Here is a 19,276-nt window from a genome sequence, read left to right on the forward strand (position 1 = left end):
CCGATGGTCGGAGCGGGCAACCACAGGGCTACCCGCCTCCAGCAATTCGTTTCCACCGCATTCAGCGGCATGACAGCCTAGTGGACGGCAGCAGGCGCGCCGCCGTCACATCAAGCGCACTGCACGGCCTGCAAGAAGGCCTTGACCTTGCCTGCATCCTTTATGCCTTTTGCCGCCTCGACCCCACCACTGACATCGACGGCATAGGGGCGAACCTGAGCAATGGCCTGGGCGACGTTGTCAGGCGTCAGCCCTCCCGCAAGAATGATCGGCTTGCCGGCTTCGCGCGGCACCAGCGACCAGTCGAAGGCAGCGCCCGTGCCACCCGGCACGCCTTCGACGAAGGTGTCGAGCAATATTCCGCACGCACCGCTATAAGGCGCCATCATCCGTGCAACGTCCTGATCGGCGCGTACGCGCAGCGCCTTGATGTAGGGTCGGGCGAAACCTTCGCAGTCAGCCGGCGACTCGTCGCCATGAAACTGCAGCAGATCTAGCGGCACCTCGCGCAGCAACGCCTGCAGGGTCTCGCGCGGCATGTCGACGAAAAGCCCAACGCTGGTCACGAAAGGCGGCAACGCCGCGACGATGGCTTTGGCCTGCTCGATATCCACGGCTCTGGGGCTCTTGGCATAGAACACCAGGCCAATGGCGTCGGCACCGACCTCCACCGCCGCCAGCGCATCCTCGACACGCGTAATGCCGCAAATCTTGCTACGCACCCTGATCACGTTCACTGCCCTCGTATTGAGCGCCGGATGGTAGCAAAGGCTCACAACTGGCGCACATCCGCGAGGCCGGAAAGAAAGTGCGGCCCCAGGTAGCGCTGTGGCAACTCGAACTCAGCCGGATACTCGACCTCGATCAGATAAAGGCCATAAGGATGGGCGGTAACGCCACCACTGCGCCGCTCACCGCGCTCCAGCACCTCGCGCACCCACTCGACGGGTCGCTCGCCCGCCGCAACGCTCATCAGCACACCGGCGATGTTGCGCACCATGTGATGAAGGAAGGCATTGGCGCGGATGTCCAGGACGATGAAGCGGCCGTGCTCGATGATCTCCAGATGATGCACCGTCTTGACCGGAGACTTGGCCTGGCACTGGCTGGCGCGGAAAGCACTGAAGTCATGGGTGCCGACCAGAACCCTGGCCGCCTCGCGCATGCGCGCGATCTCCAGCGGACGATGATTCCAGGTGACCTCTTCAGCCATGTGCGCCGGGCGAATCGGATCGTTGTAGATCACGTAGCGGTAGCGCCGCGCCATCGCACTGAAACGCGCATGAAAATGCGCCGGCATGACCTTGGCCCAGGTGACGCTGATGTCCTTGGGCAGGTTCATGTTCGCGCCCATGATCCAGGCATGCAGAGGGCGCTCGACTGCGGTATCGAAGTGCACCACCTGGCCACTGGCATGCACCGAGGCATCGGTACGCCCGGCACAGTGGATGCTGACCGGCGCCCCGCCCGCGACTTTCGACAGCGCATCCTCCAGGCAACCCTGGATCGATGCGACCTTGCCGCTCTGGCGTTGAAAACCACGATAACGGGCGCCCTTGTATTCGAGACCCAGGGCGATTCGGGAAAAGCCAACGGCCGCCATTTCGGCGGCCGCTAAAGGTACTGCGTCAGACATGAATTCGATCAAACCAACTTGGCAATCATCTCACGGGCTTCTTGCTGCTGAGCATCGCTGCCCTCGGCAACCACTTCATCGAGGATGTCACGTGCGCCTTCGGTGTCACCCATGTCGATGTAGGCCCGCGCCAGATCCAGCTTGGTCGCGGTCTCATCGGTGCCGGAAAGGAAGTCGAAGTCATCGTCGCCATCGAGATCGTCGCCAAAACCATCGGCCGACGACAGCAGCGGAGCTGCTTCATCCTCAGGTTGACCGGCATCGGCAGACAGTTGCTCGAGCTCCGCATTCACCTCGTCGAGCTGCGCGGCGAAACTGCCGACATCAGCAACAGGCTTGGCCGGCTCCTCGTCTCCCAGCGACAGGTCGAAGTCCGCTGGCAGATCCAGATCGGCATCGGCAGCAGTTTCTGCCGGCAGATCCAGACCGAGATCAGCCAACTCTGTATCAGCAGCAGGCTCCGCCACTTCGTCGTCCAGGCTCAGAAGGAAATCGTCAGCCTCATCACTGGCGGCAGCGGCCGTGGACGGCTGATCCAGCTCAAGACTGAAATCAGCCAGCTCATCGGCGAGCGGCTTGCCCTGCATCGGCTCATCGTCCAGAGAAAGATCAAAATCGAGCTCATCGGCGGATGCGGCTGGCTCATCATCGACCAGGCCGAAGTCCAGATCCTCGTCCAGCGCCAGGCCCTGCTCCGAAGTGGGCGCAGCTACCAGATCATCCCCGCCCAGATCGCTATCCAGGTCATCGAGACTCAGATCGAAGGCATCGTCGAGGCTATCGGCAGGAGCCGCAGCCGCCTCGTTCGATTCACCAAGCGCCAGGTCATCCAGGCTGAAATCACCGAGGTCGTCGGAAGACGCAGCCGCCGCAGCGACGCCGGCACCCGCGACAGCTGCCATGGCCGGGTACTTGCCCTTGAGCTGCTCGACCTCGGCATTGGCGCCGCCGATCTCACGCAGCTCGTTGTCCTGCCGTGCAAAACCTTCACGATCGCCCAGTTCGGCATAGACTTCCATCAACTTGAGACGCAGATCCGCGCGGTGCGGCTCGTCATTGATGGCATTCTGCAGCAGCTCGGCAGCCTGGTTGAAACGACCGTAGGCAATGTAGATGTCGGCCTCCCCCAGCGCATCTCCCGTCTGCGCCGTGACACGCTCGTCGCCGCCAGCAGAGGCAGCTTTGGCAGGCTCTTCGTCATCGAGACCGGCGAAGCTGTCTTCCGGCATATCCAGGTCGCCCGCAAAGGCGTTGTCCTGCTCCAGGTCATCATGCAGCTCTTCGTGCAGCTCGGCTTCCTTCATCGCATTGCGACGCGACAGCGCCATCAGACCGACGAGCAAAAGCAACAGCGCACCACCACCCGCCAGCCCCAGCATCATGGGGTTGGCCAGCAGATCATCGAGGAAGCTGGGCTGAGCGACCGGTTCGGGCGCAGGCGCTGCTGGCTTGGCCGGCGCAGCGGGTTTGGCAGGCTCGGCAGCCGGCTGCTTGGCTTGCGCATCTGCGTCCTGTTCGGGAGCAGCTGGCTCTTCGCTGTAGTTGTAGTCGGGCGCTTCTTCTTTCGGCGGCATAGCTGCGGCCGCAGGAGTTTCGGCAGCAGGCGCCTGAACTGGGGCAGCGGCCTCGACTGCAGGAGCGCTGGCCGGCTCGGCAGGTGCCGGCGTAGCGGGCGCCTGCCCGGCTTGACCAGCATCGGCCTGCAGCTTGGCAAGCTGGTTGTCCTTGAGTTCGATCAGGCGCTGCAGTTTGTCCAACTGGCTCTGCAGATCACCCATACGGCTCTGCAGTTCCGCGTTCTCGCGGCGAGTGGAGTCCAGGCTTTCCTGAGTCACGGCCAGCTTGTCCGCCAGTGCCTTGCTGTCAGCGGAGCCGGTATCGCTACCGCGCGTGGTCTTGCCGCTCTCCGCGGAGACCAGTTTCAGGCTGTCGCCGCTCTCGGCGGTAGCCGGCGCAGCACCAGCACTGGCGCGACGGGTGGCGTCGAGCTGACGCGAGGCGACACCACGACCTTCACGCCAGGCCGTGTTCTGCGCGGCGACTTGCGCCAGCGCCTCGGCATTGCTGCGGCTGCGAATCTGTTGCTCGTCAGGCAAGCGCAGCACCTGACCACTCTTCATCCGGTTGATGTTGCCGCCGATGAAGGCGTCCGGATTCAGATCCTGGATGGCCAGCATGGTTTGATGAACGGAGCCGCCCCCTACTCGCTGGGCGATTTCCCACAGGGTATCGTTCTTGGTGGTGCGGTACTCACCACCGGCGGCGACGCTACTCGGTGCCGGCGCGGCGGCGGGTGCCACTGGGCGCGGAGCCGGGGCAGCCGAAGTCGGTATGGCAGGACGAGGAGCGGGAGCCGGAGCAGCCACGGGCGCCTGCGGAGCGGCAGCGGCGGCGGTCTGCGGGGAATAAAGGGGCGGATCGAGCAACAGGGTGTATTCACGCAGCGAGCGGCCATTGGGCCACAGCACTTCAACCAGGAAATTCAGGTAAGGCTCGCGGACGGCCTTGCTGGAAGTGACCCGAATGACACTTTTGCCATTGGGCTTCAATACCGGCGTGAACTTCAGATCGTTAAGAAAGAATTGGCGATCGACGCCGGCCTTGGCAAATTCTTCAGCGGATGCCAGCTTGGGAACGACTTCGTTGGAAGCGAGATCGCGCACCTCCAGCAATTCGATTTCAGCGACCAAGGGCTGATTCAGCGAGGACTTCAGGGTAACTTCGCCCAACCCCAACGCATGTGCCATACCGGAAGACAGGGCGGACGCCGCTGCGATTGCCAGCACCAGTTTGCGAACCCGAACCATAGCGTTATCCCTTGTTTTAGCTTTTTTCTCGGCATGCGAGAGGGTCTGGTTGACCGCTGCCTGATCCGCCTCTTTAGCGGCTCCCCATTCAACGATCAACTTAGCCAGTATTGCCAAGCTAGAAAGATTCTTCAAATTTCTAGGTAAGTATCTTTTACAGATAGTGTTTTATCAATAACTCCGCTATTTGCACAGCATTCAGGGCGGCACCTTTTCTTACATTATCAGACGCAATCCACAAATTGAGCTGGGTCGGATCCGCCACCCCGCTGCGCAGACGCCCAACGTAAATGCAGTCCTGGCCCACGGCATCACCTACTGCGGTCGGGTAGTCGCCGGCCTCTACCAACTCGATGCCATCGGCCTGATCGAGATAACGCGCCACCGCCGCCACATCCACCAGCGCTTGTGCATGAAGACTGACGGCCAGGCTGTCACCAAAGAATACCGGCACGACTGCACAGGTTGCTGCCACTTCGAGCTGCGGATCATTGGCGAGCATCTTTAACTCCTGCGCCAAACGCTGCTCGAGATGGCTATGCCCTTCCTCGTTCACAGCACCTGCTTGCGCCAGCACATTGAAGGCGACCTGACGATCCATTGCCTGCGGCTCCAACGGCCGACCATTGAGCAGTTCAGCCGTCTGCCGTGCCAACTCCTGCACACCACTGCGCCCCAGCGCGGAGACTGCCAGCATCGCGGTTACACCGACCTGCCGGGGCACCAGCAACGGGCGCAACGCATGCAATACAAGCGCCACCGCCACCGCCGAAGGCGTTGGACTGCTCAGCAGGAAAGGCGCCTTTTGCCCAGCCAACACCCGCTCGCCATCCTCGGGTAGCAGGCAGGGCGCCTGCTCCAGTGCCAGCCCGGACGACAGATCGATGACCGAACAGCCGGCGGCCGTGGCCGTCGCCACATGCGCACGCGTCACCTCCGCACCGGCAGCGAAGAACGCCAGTTGCACACGGCCAAAATCGAAATCATCGAGTGAGCGCACACGCACCTGACGACCGCGGAACGACAGACTCTGCCCGGCCGATTCGACACTGGCCAACAGGTGCAAGTCGCCGACCGGAAAATCACGCTCCTCGAGCAAACCGACCAAGGCCTCACCGATGCTTCCGGTGGCGCCGACAATGGCAATGGAAAGTGACTGACTCATGACGACAACCTGTGACGCGAAGGGAGCGGCACTGTAACCGCAGCCCCACACGCAGGCAATCGTCCCCCAGAAAAGACGAAGCCCCTCGGTCAAGGCGGAGGGGCTTCGTTCAACTCGGAGGTAGCGCTTAGCGCTCCAGCAGAATGCGCAGCATGCGGCGCAGCGGCTCGGCGGCGCCCCACAGCAGCTGATCACCCACGGTGAAGGCGCCCAGGTACTGCGAGCCCATGTTGAGCTTGCGCAGACGGCCGACCGGAACACTCAGAGTACCGGTCACAGCGGTCGGGCCGAGCTCGCGAATGGCGTCTTCGCGATGGTTTGGCACCAGTTTGACCCAAGGGTTGTGCTGACTGATCAGGCCTTCGATGTCGGCCATCGGCACATCCTTGTTCAGCTTGATGGTCAGCGCCTGGCTGTGGCAACGCATGGCGCCGATGCGCACGCAGATACCGTCGACCGGGATCGGGTTCTTGAAACGACCGAGAATCTTGTTGGTCTCGGCCTGGGCCTTCCACTCTTCACGGCTCTGCCCGTTCGGCAGTTCCTTGTCGATGTAGGGGATCAGACTGCCGGCCAGCGGCACGCCGAAGTTGTCGACCGGGAAGCCTTCGCCACGCATGGCTTCGGCGACCTTGCGGTCGATGTCGAGAATGGCACTGGCCGGATCGGCCAGGTCATCGGCGACACTGGCATTGATCGCACCCATCTGCTTGATCAGCTCGCGCATGTTCTGCGCGCCAGCACCGGAAGCAGCCTGGTAGGTCATGGCGCTCATCCACTCAACCAGACCGGCTTCGTAAAGACCACCCAGCGCCATCAGCATCAGGCTGACGGTGCAGTTGCCGCCGATATAGTTCTTGCCGCCAGCGTCCAGCGCCTGATCGATGACCTTGCGGTTGACCGGGTCGAGCACGATCACCGAGTCGTCAGCCATGCGCAGGCTGGAGGCGGCGTCGATCCAGTAGCCTTGCCAGCCGGCTTCACGCAGCTTGGGGAAGACTTCATTGGTGTAGTCGCCACCCTGGCAGGTCAGGATCACGTCCAGGCCTTTCAGGTCGTCGATGCTGTAGGCGTCCTTCAGCGGAGCAATGTCCTTGCCAATGGCAGGGCCCTGGCCGCCGACATTGGAGGTGGTGAAGAACACCGGCTCGATCAGGTCGAAGTCCCGCTCTTCCAGCATGCGCTGCATGAGCACGGAACCGACCATGCCACGCCAACCGATCAGACCTACACGTTTCATAACGACTACACCTATATAAACAGCCCGCCGGAACCACCCCGGCGGGGCTGGGAAGATTACAGACTACGCAGCGCTTCGACTACTGCATCACCCATCGCAGCGGTACCGACCTTGGTCTTGCCCTCGGACCAGATGTCACCGGTACGCAGGCCCTGATCCAGCACCAGGCTCACCGCTTTCTCGATGGCATCGGCGGCAGCCACCTGGCCGAAGCTGTAACGCAGCATCATGGACACCGAAAGAATGGTGGCCAGCGGGTTGGCGATGCCCTTGCCGGCGATGTCCGGCGCGGAGCCATGGCACGGCTCGTACATGCCCTTGTTGTTGGCGTCCAAGGATGCCGACGGCAGCATGCCAATGGAACCGGTCAGCATCGAAGCCTCGTCGGACAAAATGTCACCAAACATGTTGTCGGTGACCATCACGTCGAATTGCTTGGGCGCACGCACCAGTTGCATGGCGGCGTTGTCGACGTACATGTGGCTCAGTTCGACGTCCGGGTAGTCCTTGGCCACTTCCTCGACCACGGCACGCCACAGCTGACTGGAGGCCAGGACGTTGGCCTTGTCCACCGAACACAGCTTCTTGCCGCGCACGCGGGCCATGTCGAAACCGACCTTGGCGATACGGCGGATTTCGCTCTCGCTGTACGGCAGGGTGTCGTACGCCATGCGCTCGCCGTTCTCCAGCACCTTGCTCTCGCGCGGCTGACCGAAATAGATGCCACCGGTCAGCTCGCGGACGATGAGGATATCCAGGCCGGCAACCACTTCCGGCTTGAGACTGGAAGCCTCGGCCAGTTGCGGATAGAGGATCGCCGGACGCAGGTTGCCGAACAGGCCCAGTTGCGAACGGATCTTCAGCAGACCGCGTTCGGGACGGATAGCCGGGTCAATGGTGTCCCACTTCGGCCCGCCAACGGCGCCGAGCAGCACGGCATCGGCGGCCTTGGCGCGTGCCAGGGTTTCGTCGGCCAGCGGCACGCCGTAACGGTCGATGGCGGCGCCACCCAGATCATCGAAGCTCAGCTCGAAACCCAGGGCGTACTTGTCGTTGGCCAGGTTCAGCACCTTGACCGCCTCGGCCATGATTTCCGGGCCGATACCATCGCCAGGGAGAACCAGAATCTGCTTGCTCATTGCATTCCTCAATCTATCCGTAGGGTGGATGACGCTGTTTTCATCCACCGAAACCCAGCACGGTGGATGGATAAAGCGCCATCCACCCTACCTTCATGTATTACTTGATCGCGCCGAACAGCCAGGGGCTGCTCTGCTGGTACTTGGCTTCGAACGCCTTGATCGCATCCTGATCCTGCAGGGTCAGGCCGATGTCGTCCAGGCCATTGAGCAGGCAGTGCTTGCGGAAGGCATCGACCTCGAAGCTGTACTGCACGCCATCGGGGCGGGTCACGGTCTGCGCTTCGAGGTCGACGGTCAGTTGATAACCCTCGGTAGCCTCGGCCTGCTCGAACAGCGCATCGACCTCTTCATCCTTGAGGATGATCGGCAGCAAGCCGTTCTTGAAGCTGTTGTTGAAGAAGATGTCGGCGAAGCTCGGCGCGATCACAGTGCGGAAACCGTACTCGTCCAGCGCCCACGGCGCGTGCTCACGCGAAGAGCCGCAGCCGAAGTTCTCGCGCGCCAGCAGCACGCTGGCGCCCTGGTAACGCGGGAAGTTCAGCACGAAATCCTGGTTGATCGGGCGCTTGGAGTTGTCCTGGTTCGGCTGGCCGATATCCAGGTAGCGCCACTCGTCGAACAGGTTCGGGCCAAAGCCGGTACGCTTGATCGACTTCAGGAACTGCTTGGGAATGATCTGGTCGGTGTCGACGTTGGCACGATCGAGCGGGCAGACCAGGCCGGTGTGTTGGGCGAAGGCTTTCATGTACGGTCTCCTCAGGCCTGGATCAATTCACGAACGTCGATGAAGCGGCCGGTTACCGCAGCGGCGGCAGCCATGGCCGGACTGACCAGGTGAGTACGACCACCGGCGCCCTGACGGCCTTCGAAGTTGCGGTTGGAGGTGGAAGCGCAATGCTCGCCGCTGCCCAGCTTGTCCGGGTTCATCGCCAGGCACATGGAGCAGCCCGGCTCACGCCATTCGAAACCAGCTTCGATGAAAATCTTGTCCAGCCCTTCGGCCTCGGCTTGCGCCTTGACCAGACCGGAGCCCGGCACCACCAGCGCCTGCTTGACGGTCGCGGCGACCTTGCGGCCCTTGGCCACTTCTGCGGCGGCGCGCAGATCCTCGATACGCGAGTTGGTGCAGGAACCGATGAACACGCGATCCAGCTGGATATCGGTGATCGGCTGATTCGCGGAGAGGCCCATGTATTTCAGCGCACGGGTAATCGAATCCTTCTTCACCGGGTCGGCTTCGACGGCCGGATCCGGCACGTTCTGGTCGACAGCCAGCACCATTTCCGGCGAGGTACCCCAACTGACCTGCGGCTTGATGTCTTCGGCTTTCAGCTCGACCACAGTGTCGAACATCGCATTGGCGTCGGAGACCAGGTTCTGCCACTGCGCCACGGCCTTGTCCCAGTCGCTGCCCTTGGGCGCGAACGGACGATCCTTGACGTAGGCGATGGTCTTCTCGTCCACCGCGACCAGGCCGACACGGGCACCGGCTTCGATGGACATGTTGCAGATGGTCATGCGCCCTTCCAGCGACAGATCGCGGATCGCGCTGCCGGCAAATTCCAGCGCATGGCCGTTACCGCCGGCGGTGCCGATCTTGCCGATCACGGCCAGGACGATGTCCTTGGCGGTGACGCCGAACGGCAATTTGCCTTCGACGCGCACCTGCATGTTCTTCATCTTCTTGGCCACCAGGCACTGAGTGGCGAGCACGTGCTCGACCTCAGAGGTGCCGATGCCGTGGGCCAGCGCACCGAAGGCGCCATGGGTGGAGGTGTGCGAGTCGCCGCAGACCACGGTCATGCCCGGCAGGGTAGCGCCCTGCTCCGGGCCGACCACGTGGACGATACCCTGGCGCACGTCGTTCATCTTGAATTCGAGGATGCCGAAGTCATCGCAGTTCTCGTCCAGGGTCTGTACCTGGATGCGCGAGACTTCGTCGGCGATGGCTTCGAGGCCACCCTGACGCTCGGCCTTGGTGGTCGGCACGTTGTGATCCGGCGTGGCGATGTTGGCGTCGATGCGCCACGGCTTGCGCCCGGCCAGACGCAGCCCTTCGAATGCCTGCGGCGATGTCACTTCGTGGAGGATGTGACGATCAATGTAGATCAACGAGGAACCGTCGTCACGACGTTTCACTTCGTGCATTTCCCAGAGCTTGTCGTAGAGCGTCTTGCCAGTCATCAGCCTTACCTCATCAGCGCTTTTTGAGCACATCCATCAACTGCCTGCGTTATCACCGCCCGGCGTCAGAAGTGCACCTTTCTATGCCTGGGCAAAAATGGCCCTTTGGCTTATGGGGAGAATGCTATTGCCGAGCACGAAATAACTCAAATTCATATTTTTTATTCAAAGGATTCCGCATTGGAATGTATGCTCCCTTCATCTTCCACACCCGGAGCGCTCCATGGATCTGGCCAACCTCAACGCCTTCATCGCCATCGCCGAGACGGGCAGTTTTTCCGAAGCGGGCGAGCGCCTGCACCTGACCCAGCCCGCCGTGAGCAAGCGCATCGCCGGCCTGGAACAACAGCTGGGCGTGCGCCTGTTCGACCGCCTCGGCCGCGAAATTGGCTTGACCCAGGCCGGGCGCGCCCTGCTGCCCCGGGCTTATCAGATCCTCAACGTGCTGGACGACACGCGCCGCGCGCTGACCAACCTGTCCGGCGAAGTCAGCGGCCGCCTGACCCTCGCCACCAGCCACCACATTGGCCTGCACCGCCTGCCAGCCCTGTTGCGCGCATTCACCCGCGCCCACCCGCAGGTGGCGCTGGATATCCAGTTCCTCGATTCGGAAGTGGCTTATGAAGAAGTACTGCATGGCCGTGCCGAGCTGGCGGTGATCACCCTAGCGCCGGAAACGCGCGAACCGGTGCGCGCCGTTGCTGTGTGGGACGACCCCCTGGATTTCGTCGCCGCACCGGAACACCCACTGGCAAGAGGCAATGCCGTCACCCTCGCCGACGTCGCACGCCATCCGGCGGTTTTCCCCGGCGGCAACACCTTTACCCACCATATCGTGCAACGCCTGTTCGAAGCCCAGGGCCTGACGCCGAATATCGCCATGAGCACCAACTACCTGGAAACCATCAAGATGATGGTGTCCATCGGCCTGGCCTGGAGCGTGCTGCCACGCACCATGCTCGACGATCAGGTCACTCGCGTGCCACTACCCGGCATCCAGCTGTCGCGCCAACTCGGTTACATCACCCATACCGAACGCACGCTTTCCAATGCCGCACGTGCCTTCATGGCCCTGCTCGATGCCCAGCAGGACACCGACGACCTTGCGCGCCTGGCAAGCCAGCGACTAACGTGAGGACATAACGAGAAAGAAGCAGGTTCCTTGCACCACACTCTCCACGCCAGAGGTAGGCCCGGCCATGGCCAGACCGACTGACCAGACTCCTCCCCTGCCCCACATCCCGGCACTGGATCCCGCCGAATTCGAACAGACCTGGCAAGATGCGCCACGCCTGCTGGCTGCGCTCAATGGCGCGCAACTGGGCGCCTGGTATTGGGACATCACGAGCGGCCAGGTCAGTTGGTCGCGCGGCGCGCAGAAGCTCTTCGGCCTCGACCCCAGCCGCCCGCTGACCCGAGGCCTGGACTACATCGAACTGATTCCGCAGGAGGAGCGCGCGGAAGTGCTGGCGATGTTCCACTCGATTCTGCAGGGCCAACCGATCAACAGCCCGCTACGTCACCGCATCCGCTGGCCCGATGGCAGCCTGCACTGGCTGGAAATCACCGGAAGTCTGCAACGTGAAGCCGACGGCAGCCCACGCATGTTCGGCGTGATTCGCGACATCAGCGCCCAGCAGGAGCGCGCCGACGCCCTGCGGGCATCGGAAGAACGCTTCGCCAGCCTGTTCCGCCTCAGCCCGGACATCATGATGCTGGTGCGCTACGGCGGTGGCGAAATTCTCGAGGTCAACCAGCACTTCAGCCAGGCATTTGGCTGGTCGGCGGCCGAAATTCTCGGTCGCTCCCCGCGCGAGCTGAATATCTGGGTACACACGCATCAGCGTGACGATCTGCTCAGGCTGGCGCCACAAAGCCGCGAACCACTGGTTCAGGAAATCCAGCTGCGCACACGCAGCGGACAAATCCTCGACGGCGTGCTCTCCAGCCAGTACATCGAACTGCAGGGCGAAAAAATGCTCCTCTGCACCTTCCTCGACACCAGCGAGCGCAGACGCGCCGAGGCGGCCCTGCGCAGCAGCGAGGAAAAATTCGCCAAGGCCTTCCACTCCAGCCCAGACGCCATCACCATCACCGAGCGTGACAGCGGCCGTTACATCGAAGTCAACGAAGGCTTCACCCGCATCACCGGCTACCAGAGCGCCGAAGTCATCGGCCGCACCGTGTACGAGCTGAACATCTGGGCCTACCCCGAGGAACGCACCCAGATGATCGAGCACCTGATACAGCACGGCAAGGTGCTGCACAGGGAGATGCACGGGCGCCATCGAGACGGCGAGGTGCGCCTGATGGACGTCTCGGTACAGCCGATCGAACTCAACGACACCCCTTGCCTGCTGCTTACCGCGCGTGACGTCAGCGAGCTGAAACAGGCCCAGGCGCAGGTGCAGCACCTGGCCTATCACGACGCCCTGACCAACCTGCCCAATCGTGCCCTGCTTATGGATCGCCTGACTCAGCAGATCGCCCTGCTCAAGCGCCATGACCTGCGCGGCGCGCTGCTGTTCCTCGATCTCGACCACTTCAAGCACATCAACGACTCACTGGGCCATCCGGTGGGCGATGCCGTGCTGCGCCTGGTCACGGCACGCTTGGAGGCCAGCGTGCGCCTCGAGGACACCGTCGCGCGCCTGGGTGGCGACGAATTCGTCGTGCTGCTGTCCGGTCTCGAAGGCAAGCGCTCGGAGGTCACCCGCCAGGTTCGCCAGGTCGCCGACAAGCTGCGCCACCTGCTGGCCGAACCGATGCTGCTCGACGGTCACCACCTGCAGGTCACCCCCAGCATTGGCGTGGCACTGATCCCCGATCATGGCGAAACCCCCGCCGATCTGCTCAAACGTGCCGACATCGCCCTCTACCGCGCCAAGGATTCGGGGCGCAATACCATCCAGCTGTTTCGCAGCACCATGCAGGATGCGGCCAGCGCCCGCTTGCGCCTGGAGAACGAGCTGCGCAGGGCATTGGTGCATGGCGAATTCGAGCTGTACTTCCAGCCCCAGGTCGATGCCCGCGACAACCGCATCGTCGGCGCCGAGGCACTGCTGCGCTGGCAACATCCGCAACAGGGCATCCAGTCGCCCGCGCAGTTCATTCAGGTGCTGGAGGAAAGCGGCCTGATCGTCGAGGTCGGTGGCTGGGTACTGGCCGAGGCCTGCCACGTGTGCGCGCGACTGCTGGCCGATGGCCTGGTCGATCCACTGCGTTTCAGCCTGTGCGTCAACATCAGCCCGCGCCAGTTCCGCCAGCACGACTTCGTCGAACGGGTCGCCGGCAACCTGCGTGAGAGCCAACTGCCCCGCTCCACCCTCAAGCTGGAGATCACCGAAGGCATCGTCATCCAGAACGTCGACGACACCATCGGCAAGATGTTGCGCCTGAAAAAGAGCGGCGTCAGCTTCGCCATGGACGACTTCGGCACCGGCTACAGCTCGCTCACCTACCTCAAGCGCCTGCCGGTGGATGTGCTGAAGATCGACCAGTCCTTCGTGCGCGACGCCACCAGCGACCCCAACGATGCCGAGATCATCCGCGCCATTGTCGCCATGGCGCGCAGCCTCAACCTGGAGATGATCGCCGAAGGTGTCGAGCAACAGGAGCAACTGGACTTTCTCCTGCAGCAAGGCTGCCACAGCTATCAGGGCTATCTGTTCAGTCGGCCGCTGCCGGAAGATGAATTTCGTGCGCTGCTGGTTCGATCACGCCACTGAAACGAAAGAAGGCGCCCGCAGGCGCCTTCTTCTTGTGGCGATGACTCCGCCTCAGCTTTCCAGCGCCGGGCGCTGAGTGCCGATGGGGATGCGCTTGGCCTTGGCCTCTTCCGGCACGATGCGCTCCAGCTCGATGCTGAGCAGACCATTGGCCAGGTTGGCCCCCTTGACCTCGATATGGTCGGCCAGACGGAAGGACAGCTTGAACGCGCGCTGGGCGATGCCCTGGTGCAGATAGCTGACGGCTTCGGCACTGCGATCACGCTTGCTGCCGACCACGGTCAGTACGCCGCGCTCGACCTGCAGCTCCAGATCGTCTTCCTGAAAGCCGGCCGCAGCGACCACGATGCGGTAACTGTCTTCGCCATGCTTCTCGACGTTGTAGGGCGGGTAGGAACTGCCAGCGTCATTGCTGCGCAGGGCAGATTCGAAAAGATCGTTGAAACGGTCGAAACCGACGGACTGGCGGAACAGAGGGGCCAGGGACAGTACGTTGCTCATGAGTATTCTCCTGAAAATTTCAGCAAGGTTCATATCGCGGAACCCGACTTCGGCATCCCGCAGTCCCTTATCTGAGGTCAGGTGGAGAATTTTCAAGCATCTGAAAAGCGCGTTTACACAACACGGCATTGCACATCCATTGCGCAACGCTACCGGCGTAGACGGCAGCGGTCATGTAGGAGATGGCGCGAGCAGGTGATCGATACGTTCGCAATCCTGCTCGCGGCGAATCTCGGCAAACAGCGCTACCGCTTCCGGATAGGTGCGCGTCAGCATCGCCAACCACTGTTTCAGGCGCCCGGGCGCGTAGCGCGGCGCCAGCTTGCGCCGCGCTTGCTGCCAGAAGTCGAGCAGCAGCGGCTGCAGTTCGGCCCAACTCATATCCTCGGGCGCCTCGCCGGCCCTGACCGCCGCGATCTGCCGCGCCAGGCCAGGACGAGAGACCAGGCCGCGGCCCAGCATGATGTCATCCACGCCACTGATCTCGCGGCAGCGCCGCCAATCGTCCAATGTCCATACCTCACCATTGGCGAACACCGGCACACCGACCGCCTCCTGCACCCGCGCCACCCATTCCCAATGTGCCGGCGGTTTGTAGCCCTCGACCTTGGTACGTGCATGCACGACGATCTGGCTCGCGCCGCCCTCGGCCAGCGCCCGCGCGCAGTCCAGCGCGCCCTCCTTGCCCTCGAACCCCAGGCGCATCTTCGCCGTTACCGGAATGTCGGCCGGCACGCTGCGCCTGACCTCGCGGACGATGGCATGCAGCAATTCCGGCTCCTTGAGCAGCACGGCGCCACCGCGTGACTTGTTCACCGTCTTGGCCGGGCAACCGAAGTTGAGGTCGATAACCGGCGCCCCCAGGGTGCAGGCAAACGCCGCGTTGTCGCCCAGGCACTGCGGATCGGAGCCAAGCAACTGCACGCGCATCGGCGTACCGGCGCGCGTGCGCGCGCCCTTGAACAATTCGGGAGCGAGCTTGTGATAGGTGGCAGCAGGCAGCAGGCGGTCGCTGACGCGGATGAATTCGGTCACGCACCAGTCGATACCACCGACGCGCGTCAGCACGTCGCGCAGGATGTCGTCGACCAGTCCCTCCATGGGTGCCAGAGCGATTTGCATGGAGTTGTCCAGAAAAATGGGGCGCACAGTTTAAGAGCTGGCGCCAGCCGTGCAAGATGATTGATCCCGAACGGCTAAACGGAGCGTCATCCGCATGCGTCTTCCTTCGATCACCGTACTCCCCCTGCTCGCCAGCCAGGCCATGGCCATCGATCTGCAGCCATCGGATCCGGTCGCGGACGCCCCTGCGCGGCTGATCATCAGCCGCGACAGCAAAGCGCCGAACGCCTGCGACGTGGAGCTGTATCTCAATGAGCAGGTGGTGGCGACCCTGGGGCCGGATCAGCACACCAGCCTGGACGTCCCCAGCGGCCAACTGAGCCTGGCCGTCGCCCTATCACCTTCGGGCTACTGTGGCGGCACGGGCCCGACTGCCGCTCAGTCGATCCTCGTGACGCCAGGGGAAACGCGCCATTTCGATATCGTGGTCGAGCCGGATCAGGTCTTTCTCTCGCCACGCCTGGACGATTGACTCACGCCAGCAGGGCGCGCCCGTAGCCCTCGACGAATTCGGCCGGCATGCGCTTGGGCCGCCCGCTGGACAGCTCGATACAGACGAAGGTGGTGCGGGCCCGTAGCAGCGTGACACCGTCTTCCGGACGCAGCAGTTGGAAGCAGCGATCCATCTTCAGGCGCTGATCGGATTCGACGATCCAGGTGGCCATTTGCAGCTCCTGCCCCTCGTAGGCACTGGCCAGGTAGTCGATCTCGTGCCGCACCACGGCCATGGCCCGATCCAGGCGGCGATACTCGGCCAGATCCAGCCCGAGAAATTGCGAATGCCGCCAGGCGCAGCGCTCCAGCCAACTGACGTAGACCGCGTTGTTGGCATGGCCCAGGCCGTCGATGTCCTCGGCGCCAACCTGCAGGTCGATGACGAAAGGGTCGGGACGATCCCAGATCATGGTTGCGCCTCCAGGCTGGCGGCCAGGGCACGCGCTTCGGCGGCGAGCTGGGTGATCTGATCCCAGGCGCGGGCGCGCACCAGATTGCTCGGCGCCACCCAGGTGCCGCCCACACAGGCCACGTTGGGCAGACGCAGGAAGCTCAACAGGTTGTCTGGCGTCACACCGCCGGTGGGGCAGAAACGGATACCGGTGAACGGCCCCTTGAAGCTCTTGAGCATCTTCACGCTGGACGCGCCATCGGCCGGGAACAGCTTGAGCGAACGATAGCCGTACTCCAGCGCAAGCAGCACTTCGGACGGCGTCATCACCCCCGGCAGATAAGGCAAGCAGGCATCTTCCGCAGCCGCCGCCAAACGCTCGGTAAAACCAGGGCTCACGGCGAACTGCGCACCGGCGTCACGCGCTTCCTGGAATTGCTCGGTATGGATCAGCGTGCCGGCACCGACCAGCAGGTCGGGCAGTTCACGACGGATGGCGGCAACGGCATCGAGCGCGCGCGGCGTGCGCAAGGTCACTTCCAGCACACGGACACCGCCCTCCTGCAGGGCGCAGGCGAGATCCAGCGCCAACGCCACGTCTTCGATCACCAACACCGGCAACACTGGGCGCGCCTGGCGCAGCACTTCATCCATCGTCAGCTTCATCTTGCCCTCCCCGTTCACGGCTGGTTGTGATCGCTGCCAAGCGAACGCGAAGCGAAGGCTCCGCATCCGCGCACCGATGCGGCGCATGATACGCCGCCCGCACGCCAGCCGCAGCGCCGCTCTTTCGATCCGTCACGGGCTCGCGCGATAATGCCGCCCGACGAATTGCCCGAGAGATGCGCCCTTGATCACCGTTATGCGCCTGTTGTTGCTGCTTCTGATGCCTGTCGCCGCCTGGGCGAAGGTACTGGCACTGCCTACGGGCCACGACGTGGTATTGCCCAGCCCCGCCATGCAGTACTGGGAAGATGTCCAAGGCGATGCCGATTTTGCACAGATCGCCACGCTACCCGACTCGGCCTGGACGCCAGTAGCCAGACGAGACGCCAGCTTCGGCTACAGCAAGAGTGCCTTCTGGCTGCGCCTCGACCTGAGCAACCCGCAGCCTTCTGCTGGCAGCTGGATCCTATTGATTGGCAACCCGCTCCTCGATCAACTGGATGCCTACGGACTGGATGGCCAGCGCGTGTACCGCGCCGGGGATCAGCGCCCGTTCAGCCAACGCTGGATCGACCACCGGCAACTGGCCCTGCCGCTCGACATGCAGGCGGGAGAACAGCGCCGTATCTGGCTGCGCATGAAGACCGACGGCTCGGCCAACCTCAGCGCCAGCCTGATGACACGCGAGACATTCGCCGACCAGGAGCAACAGAGCCTGTTGCTGCAAGGCCTGTTCTTCGGCGCATTGCTGGCCATGTTGCTCTACAACCTGTCGATCTATGCCATCACCCGTGATCGCAACTACCTCTGGTACAGCCTGTTCCTGGCCAGCTTCACCCTGTACGAATGCATCCAGCTGGGCTTCGCCCTGCAATGGCTGTGGCCCAATGCGCTGGCCTGGCATCAGTTGAGCTTCCCGCTCAGCTCGGCGGTGGCCACGCTGTTCGGCATCCTCTTCACCTACGGCGTGCTCGACCTCAAGCATTGCGCGCCGCTGTATACACACCTGACACGGGTGCTGCTCGCCGGCTGCGCGCTGATCATCGGCGTGGCGCTGTTCGGCCCCTACCGGCACGCCCTGATCGGCAGCTTTGTCTTGCTGATTGCCTGCGCGGTTGTCGCCCTGGCGTTCACCGTATTGCGCTGGCGAGCCGGCGACCGCGCGGCACGGATGTTCGCCCTGGGCTGGTTCGTCCTGATCAGCGCCAGCCTCGCCAGCGTTATCACCGGCACCGGCCTGCTGCCTTATTCACTGCTGACTCTGCATGCCCAGCAGATCGGTGGCCTGATCGAGATGACGGTCTTTTCCACCGCCCTGGCCGCACGTATTCGCCATATCCAGCAGGATCAGCGCACGCTTCAGGAACGCCTGATCAGCCGCGAGCGGCAATTGCGTCACGAGCAGAGCCGCCATCTGCAACTGCAGACACAGATCAGCGAAGAGCTCGAGCAACGTGTCAGCGAGCGAACCGCCGAGCTGCAGCAAACCCTCCAGCAACTGTCGACTGCCAACCTGCAACTCGCCGAACTCAATCGACGCGACAGGCTGACCAATCTGTTCAATCGCCAGGCACTCAACGAAGAACTCGAACGGGCCTACAGCAGAGCCGAGCGCAACAGTCATTCGCTGGCGATCCTGATGCTCGACCTGGATCACTTCAAGCGCGTGAATGACCGCTACGGCCACCTGGCTGGCGACGCCTGCCTGCGCCATGTCGCCCAGCGCGCCCAGCAACGCCTGCGCAACAGCGACATGCTGGCGCGCTTCGGTGGCGAGGAATTCGTCGCCCTGCTCGACCACACCGACCTTTACGGCGCTCTGGATCTGGCTGAGCAATTGCGCGATGACCTAGCCCGCCATCCCTGCGCTTATCACGAGCACAGGATCGAACTCAGCCTGAGCATTGGCGTACAGGCCGGCATCCCGACCAACGCCACCAGCGCCGAGCAATGGCTCGACATGGCCGACCGGGCGCTTTATCGCGCCAAAGCGGCTGGTCGCAACCGGGTCGCCAGCTACGAAACTGCGCACGACTGATACGCAACCCGTCCAGTTTTCTTCAGCACGAACAAAAAGGGCCACTTCCGAAGAAGCAGCCCTGGTTCCGCAAACGCGGCAAGAAAAATGGCGTCCCCTAGGGGACTCGAACCCCTGTTACCGCCGTGAAAGGGCGGTGTCCTAGGCCACTAGACGAAGGG

16 protein-coding genes are annotated in these 19,276 nt (G+C 63.0%); 4 read left to right on the forward strand and 12 right to left on the reverse strand.

Annotated elements, in window-relative coordinates:
• Positions 1-110 precede the first annotated feature (110 nt).
• The 8 genes from VC352_RS03160 to leuC form a co-directional block, all read right to left on the reverse strand.
• Positions 111-731: a phosphoribosylanthranilate isomerase gene (locus VC352_RS03160; RefSeq protein ID WP_322978117.1), complete on the reverse strand. Its 621-nt coding sequence runs from the start codon at positions 729-731 to the stop codon at positions 111-113.
• A 41-nt stretch (positions 732-772) separates the two neighbouring features.
• Positions 773-1,636 (reverse strand): tRNA pseudouridine(38-40) synthase TruA, encoded by an 864-nt coding sequence (gene truA / locus VC352_RS03165; protein WP_322978118.1) that lies wholly within the window; start codon positions 1,634-1,636, stop codon positions 773-775.
• Between the two features lie 8 nt (positions 1,637-1,644).
• Entirely contained in the window at positions 1,645-4,443 is a 2,799-nt protein-coding gene (locus tag VC352_RS03170; RefSeq protein ID WP_322978119.1) for a FimV/HubP family polar landmark protein, read from the reverse strand.
• A 154-nt stretch (positions 4,444-4,597) separates the two neighbouring features.
• Positions 4,598-5,608: an aspartate-semialdehyde dehydrogenase gene (locus VC352_RS03175; protein WP_322978147.1), complete on the reverse strand. Its 1,011-nt coding sequence runs from the start codon at positions 5,606-5,608 to the stop codon at positions 4,598-4,600.
• Positions 5,609-5,735: 127 nt separating this feature from the next.
• Entirely contained in the window at positions 5,736-6,848 is a 1,113-nt protein-coding gene (gene asd, locus VC352_RS03180; protein WP_322978120.1) for an aspartate-semialdehyde dehydrogenase, read from the reverse strand.
• Positions 6,849-6,904: 56 nt separating this feature from the next.
• Positions 6,905-7,987, reverse strand: a complete 1,083-nt coding sequence (gene leuB / locus VC352_RS03185; RefSeq protein WP_106735211.1) for a 3-isopropylmalate dehydrogenase — start codon at positions 7,985-7,987, stop codon at positions 6,905-6,907.
• A gap of 100 nt (positions 7,988-8,087) precedes the next feature.
• Positions 8,088-8,735, reverse strand: coding sequence for a 3-isopropylmalate dehydratase small subunit (leuD, locus tag VC352_RS03190; RefSeq protein WP_322978121.1), 648 nt, complete (start codon positions 8,733-8,735; stop codon positions 8,088-8,090).
• An 11-nt stretch (positions 8,736-8,746) separates the two neighbouring features.
• Positions 8,747-10,174, reverse strand: coding sequence for a 3-isopropylmalate dehydratase large subunit (leuC, locus tag VC352_RS03195; RefSeq protein ID WP_322978122.1), 1,428 nt, complete (start codon positions 10,172-10,174; stop codon positions 8,747-8,749).
• Between the two features lie 223 nt (positions 10,175-10,397).
• Here leuC and VC352_RS03200 point away from each other — a divergent pair, with 223 nt between their 5' ends.
• Both VC352_RS03200 and VC352_RS03205 read left to right on the forward strand, forming a co-directional pair.
• Positions 10,398-11,309: a LysR family transcriptional regulator gene (locus tag VC352_RS03200; protein ID WP_322978123.1), complete on the forward strand. Its 912-nt coding sequence runs from the start codon at positions 10,398-10,400 to the stop codon at positions 11,307-11,309.
• 64 nt (positions 11,310-11,373) lie between these two features.
• The gene (locus VC352_RS03205; protein ID WP_322978124.1) at positions 11,374-13,902 is read left to right on the forward strand and encodes an EAL and GGDEF domain-containing protein; all 2,529 of its coding nucleotides are present in this window, start codon (positions 11,374-11,376) and stop codon (positions 13,900-13,902) included.
• 51 nt (positions 13,903-13,953) lie between these two features.
• Here the strand turns inward: VC352_RS03205 and VC352_RS03210 are convergent, their stop codons facing one another.
• Together VC352_RS03210 and VC352_RS03215 are read right to left on the reverse strand one after the other, a co-directional pair.
• Complete coding sequence (locus tag VC352_RS03210) at positions 13,954-14,403, reverse strand: Hsp20 family protein (protein WP_322978125.1); 450 nt, start codon at positions 14,401-14,403, stop codon at positions 13,954-13,956.
• 171 nt (positions 14,404-14,574) lie between these two features.
• Positions 14,575-15,525, reverse strand: a complete 951-nt coding sequence (locus tag VC352_RS03215) for a tRNA-dihydrouridine synthase (protein WP_322978126.1) — start codon at positions 15,523-15,525, stop codon at positions 14,575-14,577.
• A 94-nt stretch (positions 15,526-15,619) separates the two neighbouring features.
• Between VC352_RS03215 and VC352_RS03220 the strand changes: the two genes are divergently transcribed.
• Positions 15,620-15,997 carry a hypothetical protein gene (locus tag VC352_RS03220; RefSeq protein ID WP_322978127.1) on the forward strand — a complete coding sequence of 126 codons (378 nt, stop codon included), beginning with the start codon at positions 15,620-15,622 and terminating at the stop codon, positions 15,995-15,997.
• Between the two features lies 1 nt (position 15,998).
• On the opposite strand, the gene VC352_RS03225 is transcribed toward VC352_RS03220, so the two are convergent.
• Positions 15,999-16,430: a thioesterase family protein gene (locus tag VC352_RS03225; RefSeq protein ID WP_322978128.1), complete on the reverse strand. Its 432-nt coding sequence runs from the start codon at positions 16,428-16,430 to the stop codon at positions 15,999-16,001.
• Positions 16,427-17,077, reverse strand: coding sequence for a bifunctional 4-hydroxy-2-oxoglutarate aldolase/2-dehydro-3-deoxy-phosphogluconate aldolase (locus VC352_RS03230; RefSeq protein ID WP_322978129.1), 651 nt, complete (start codon positions 17,075-17,077; stop codon positions 16,427-16,429). Before VC352_RS03230 ends, VC352_RS03225 begins: the two co-directional genes overlap by 4 nt.
• A 196-nt stretch (positions 17,078-17,273) precedes the next feature.
• On the opposite strand from VC352_RS03230, the gene VC352_RS03235 reads away from it, so the two are divergent.
• Positions 17,274-19,115 (forward strand): diguanylate cyclase, encoded by a 1,842-nt coding sequence (locus VC352_RS03235; protein ID WP_322978130.1) that lies wholly within the window; start codon positions 17,274-17,276, stop codon positions 19,113-19,115.
• The last annotated feature ends 161 nt before the right edge of the window (positions 19,116-19,276 follow it).

Origin of the sequence: Pseudomonas sp. C11 (assembly GCF_034683865.1) — a bacterium.
Taxonomy (GTDB): Bacteria; Pseudomonadota; Gammaproteobacteria; order Pseudomonadales; family Pseudomonadaceae; genus Aquipseudomonas.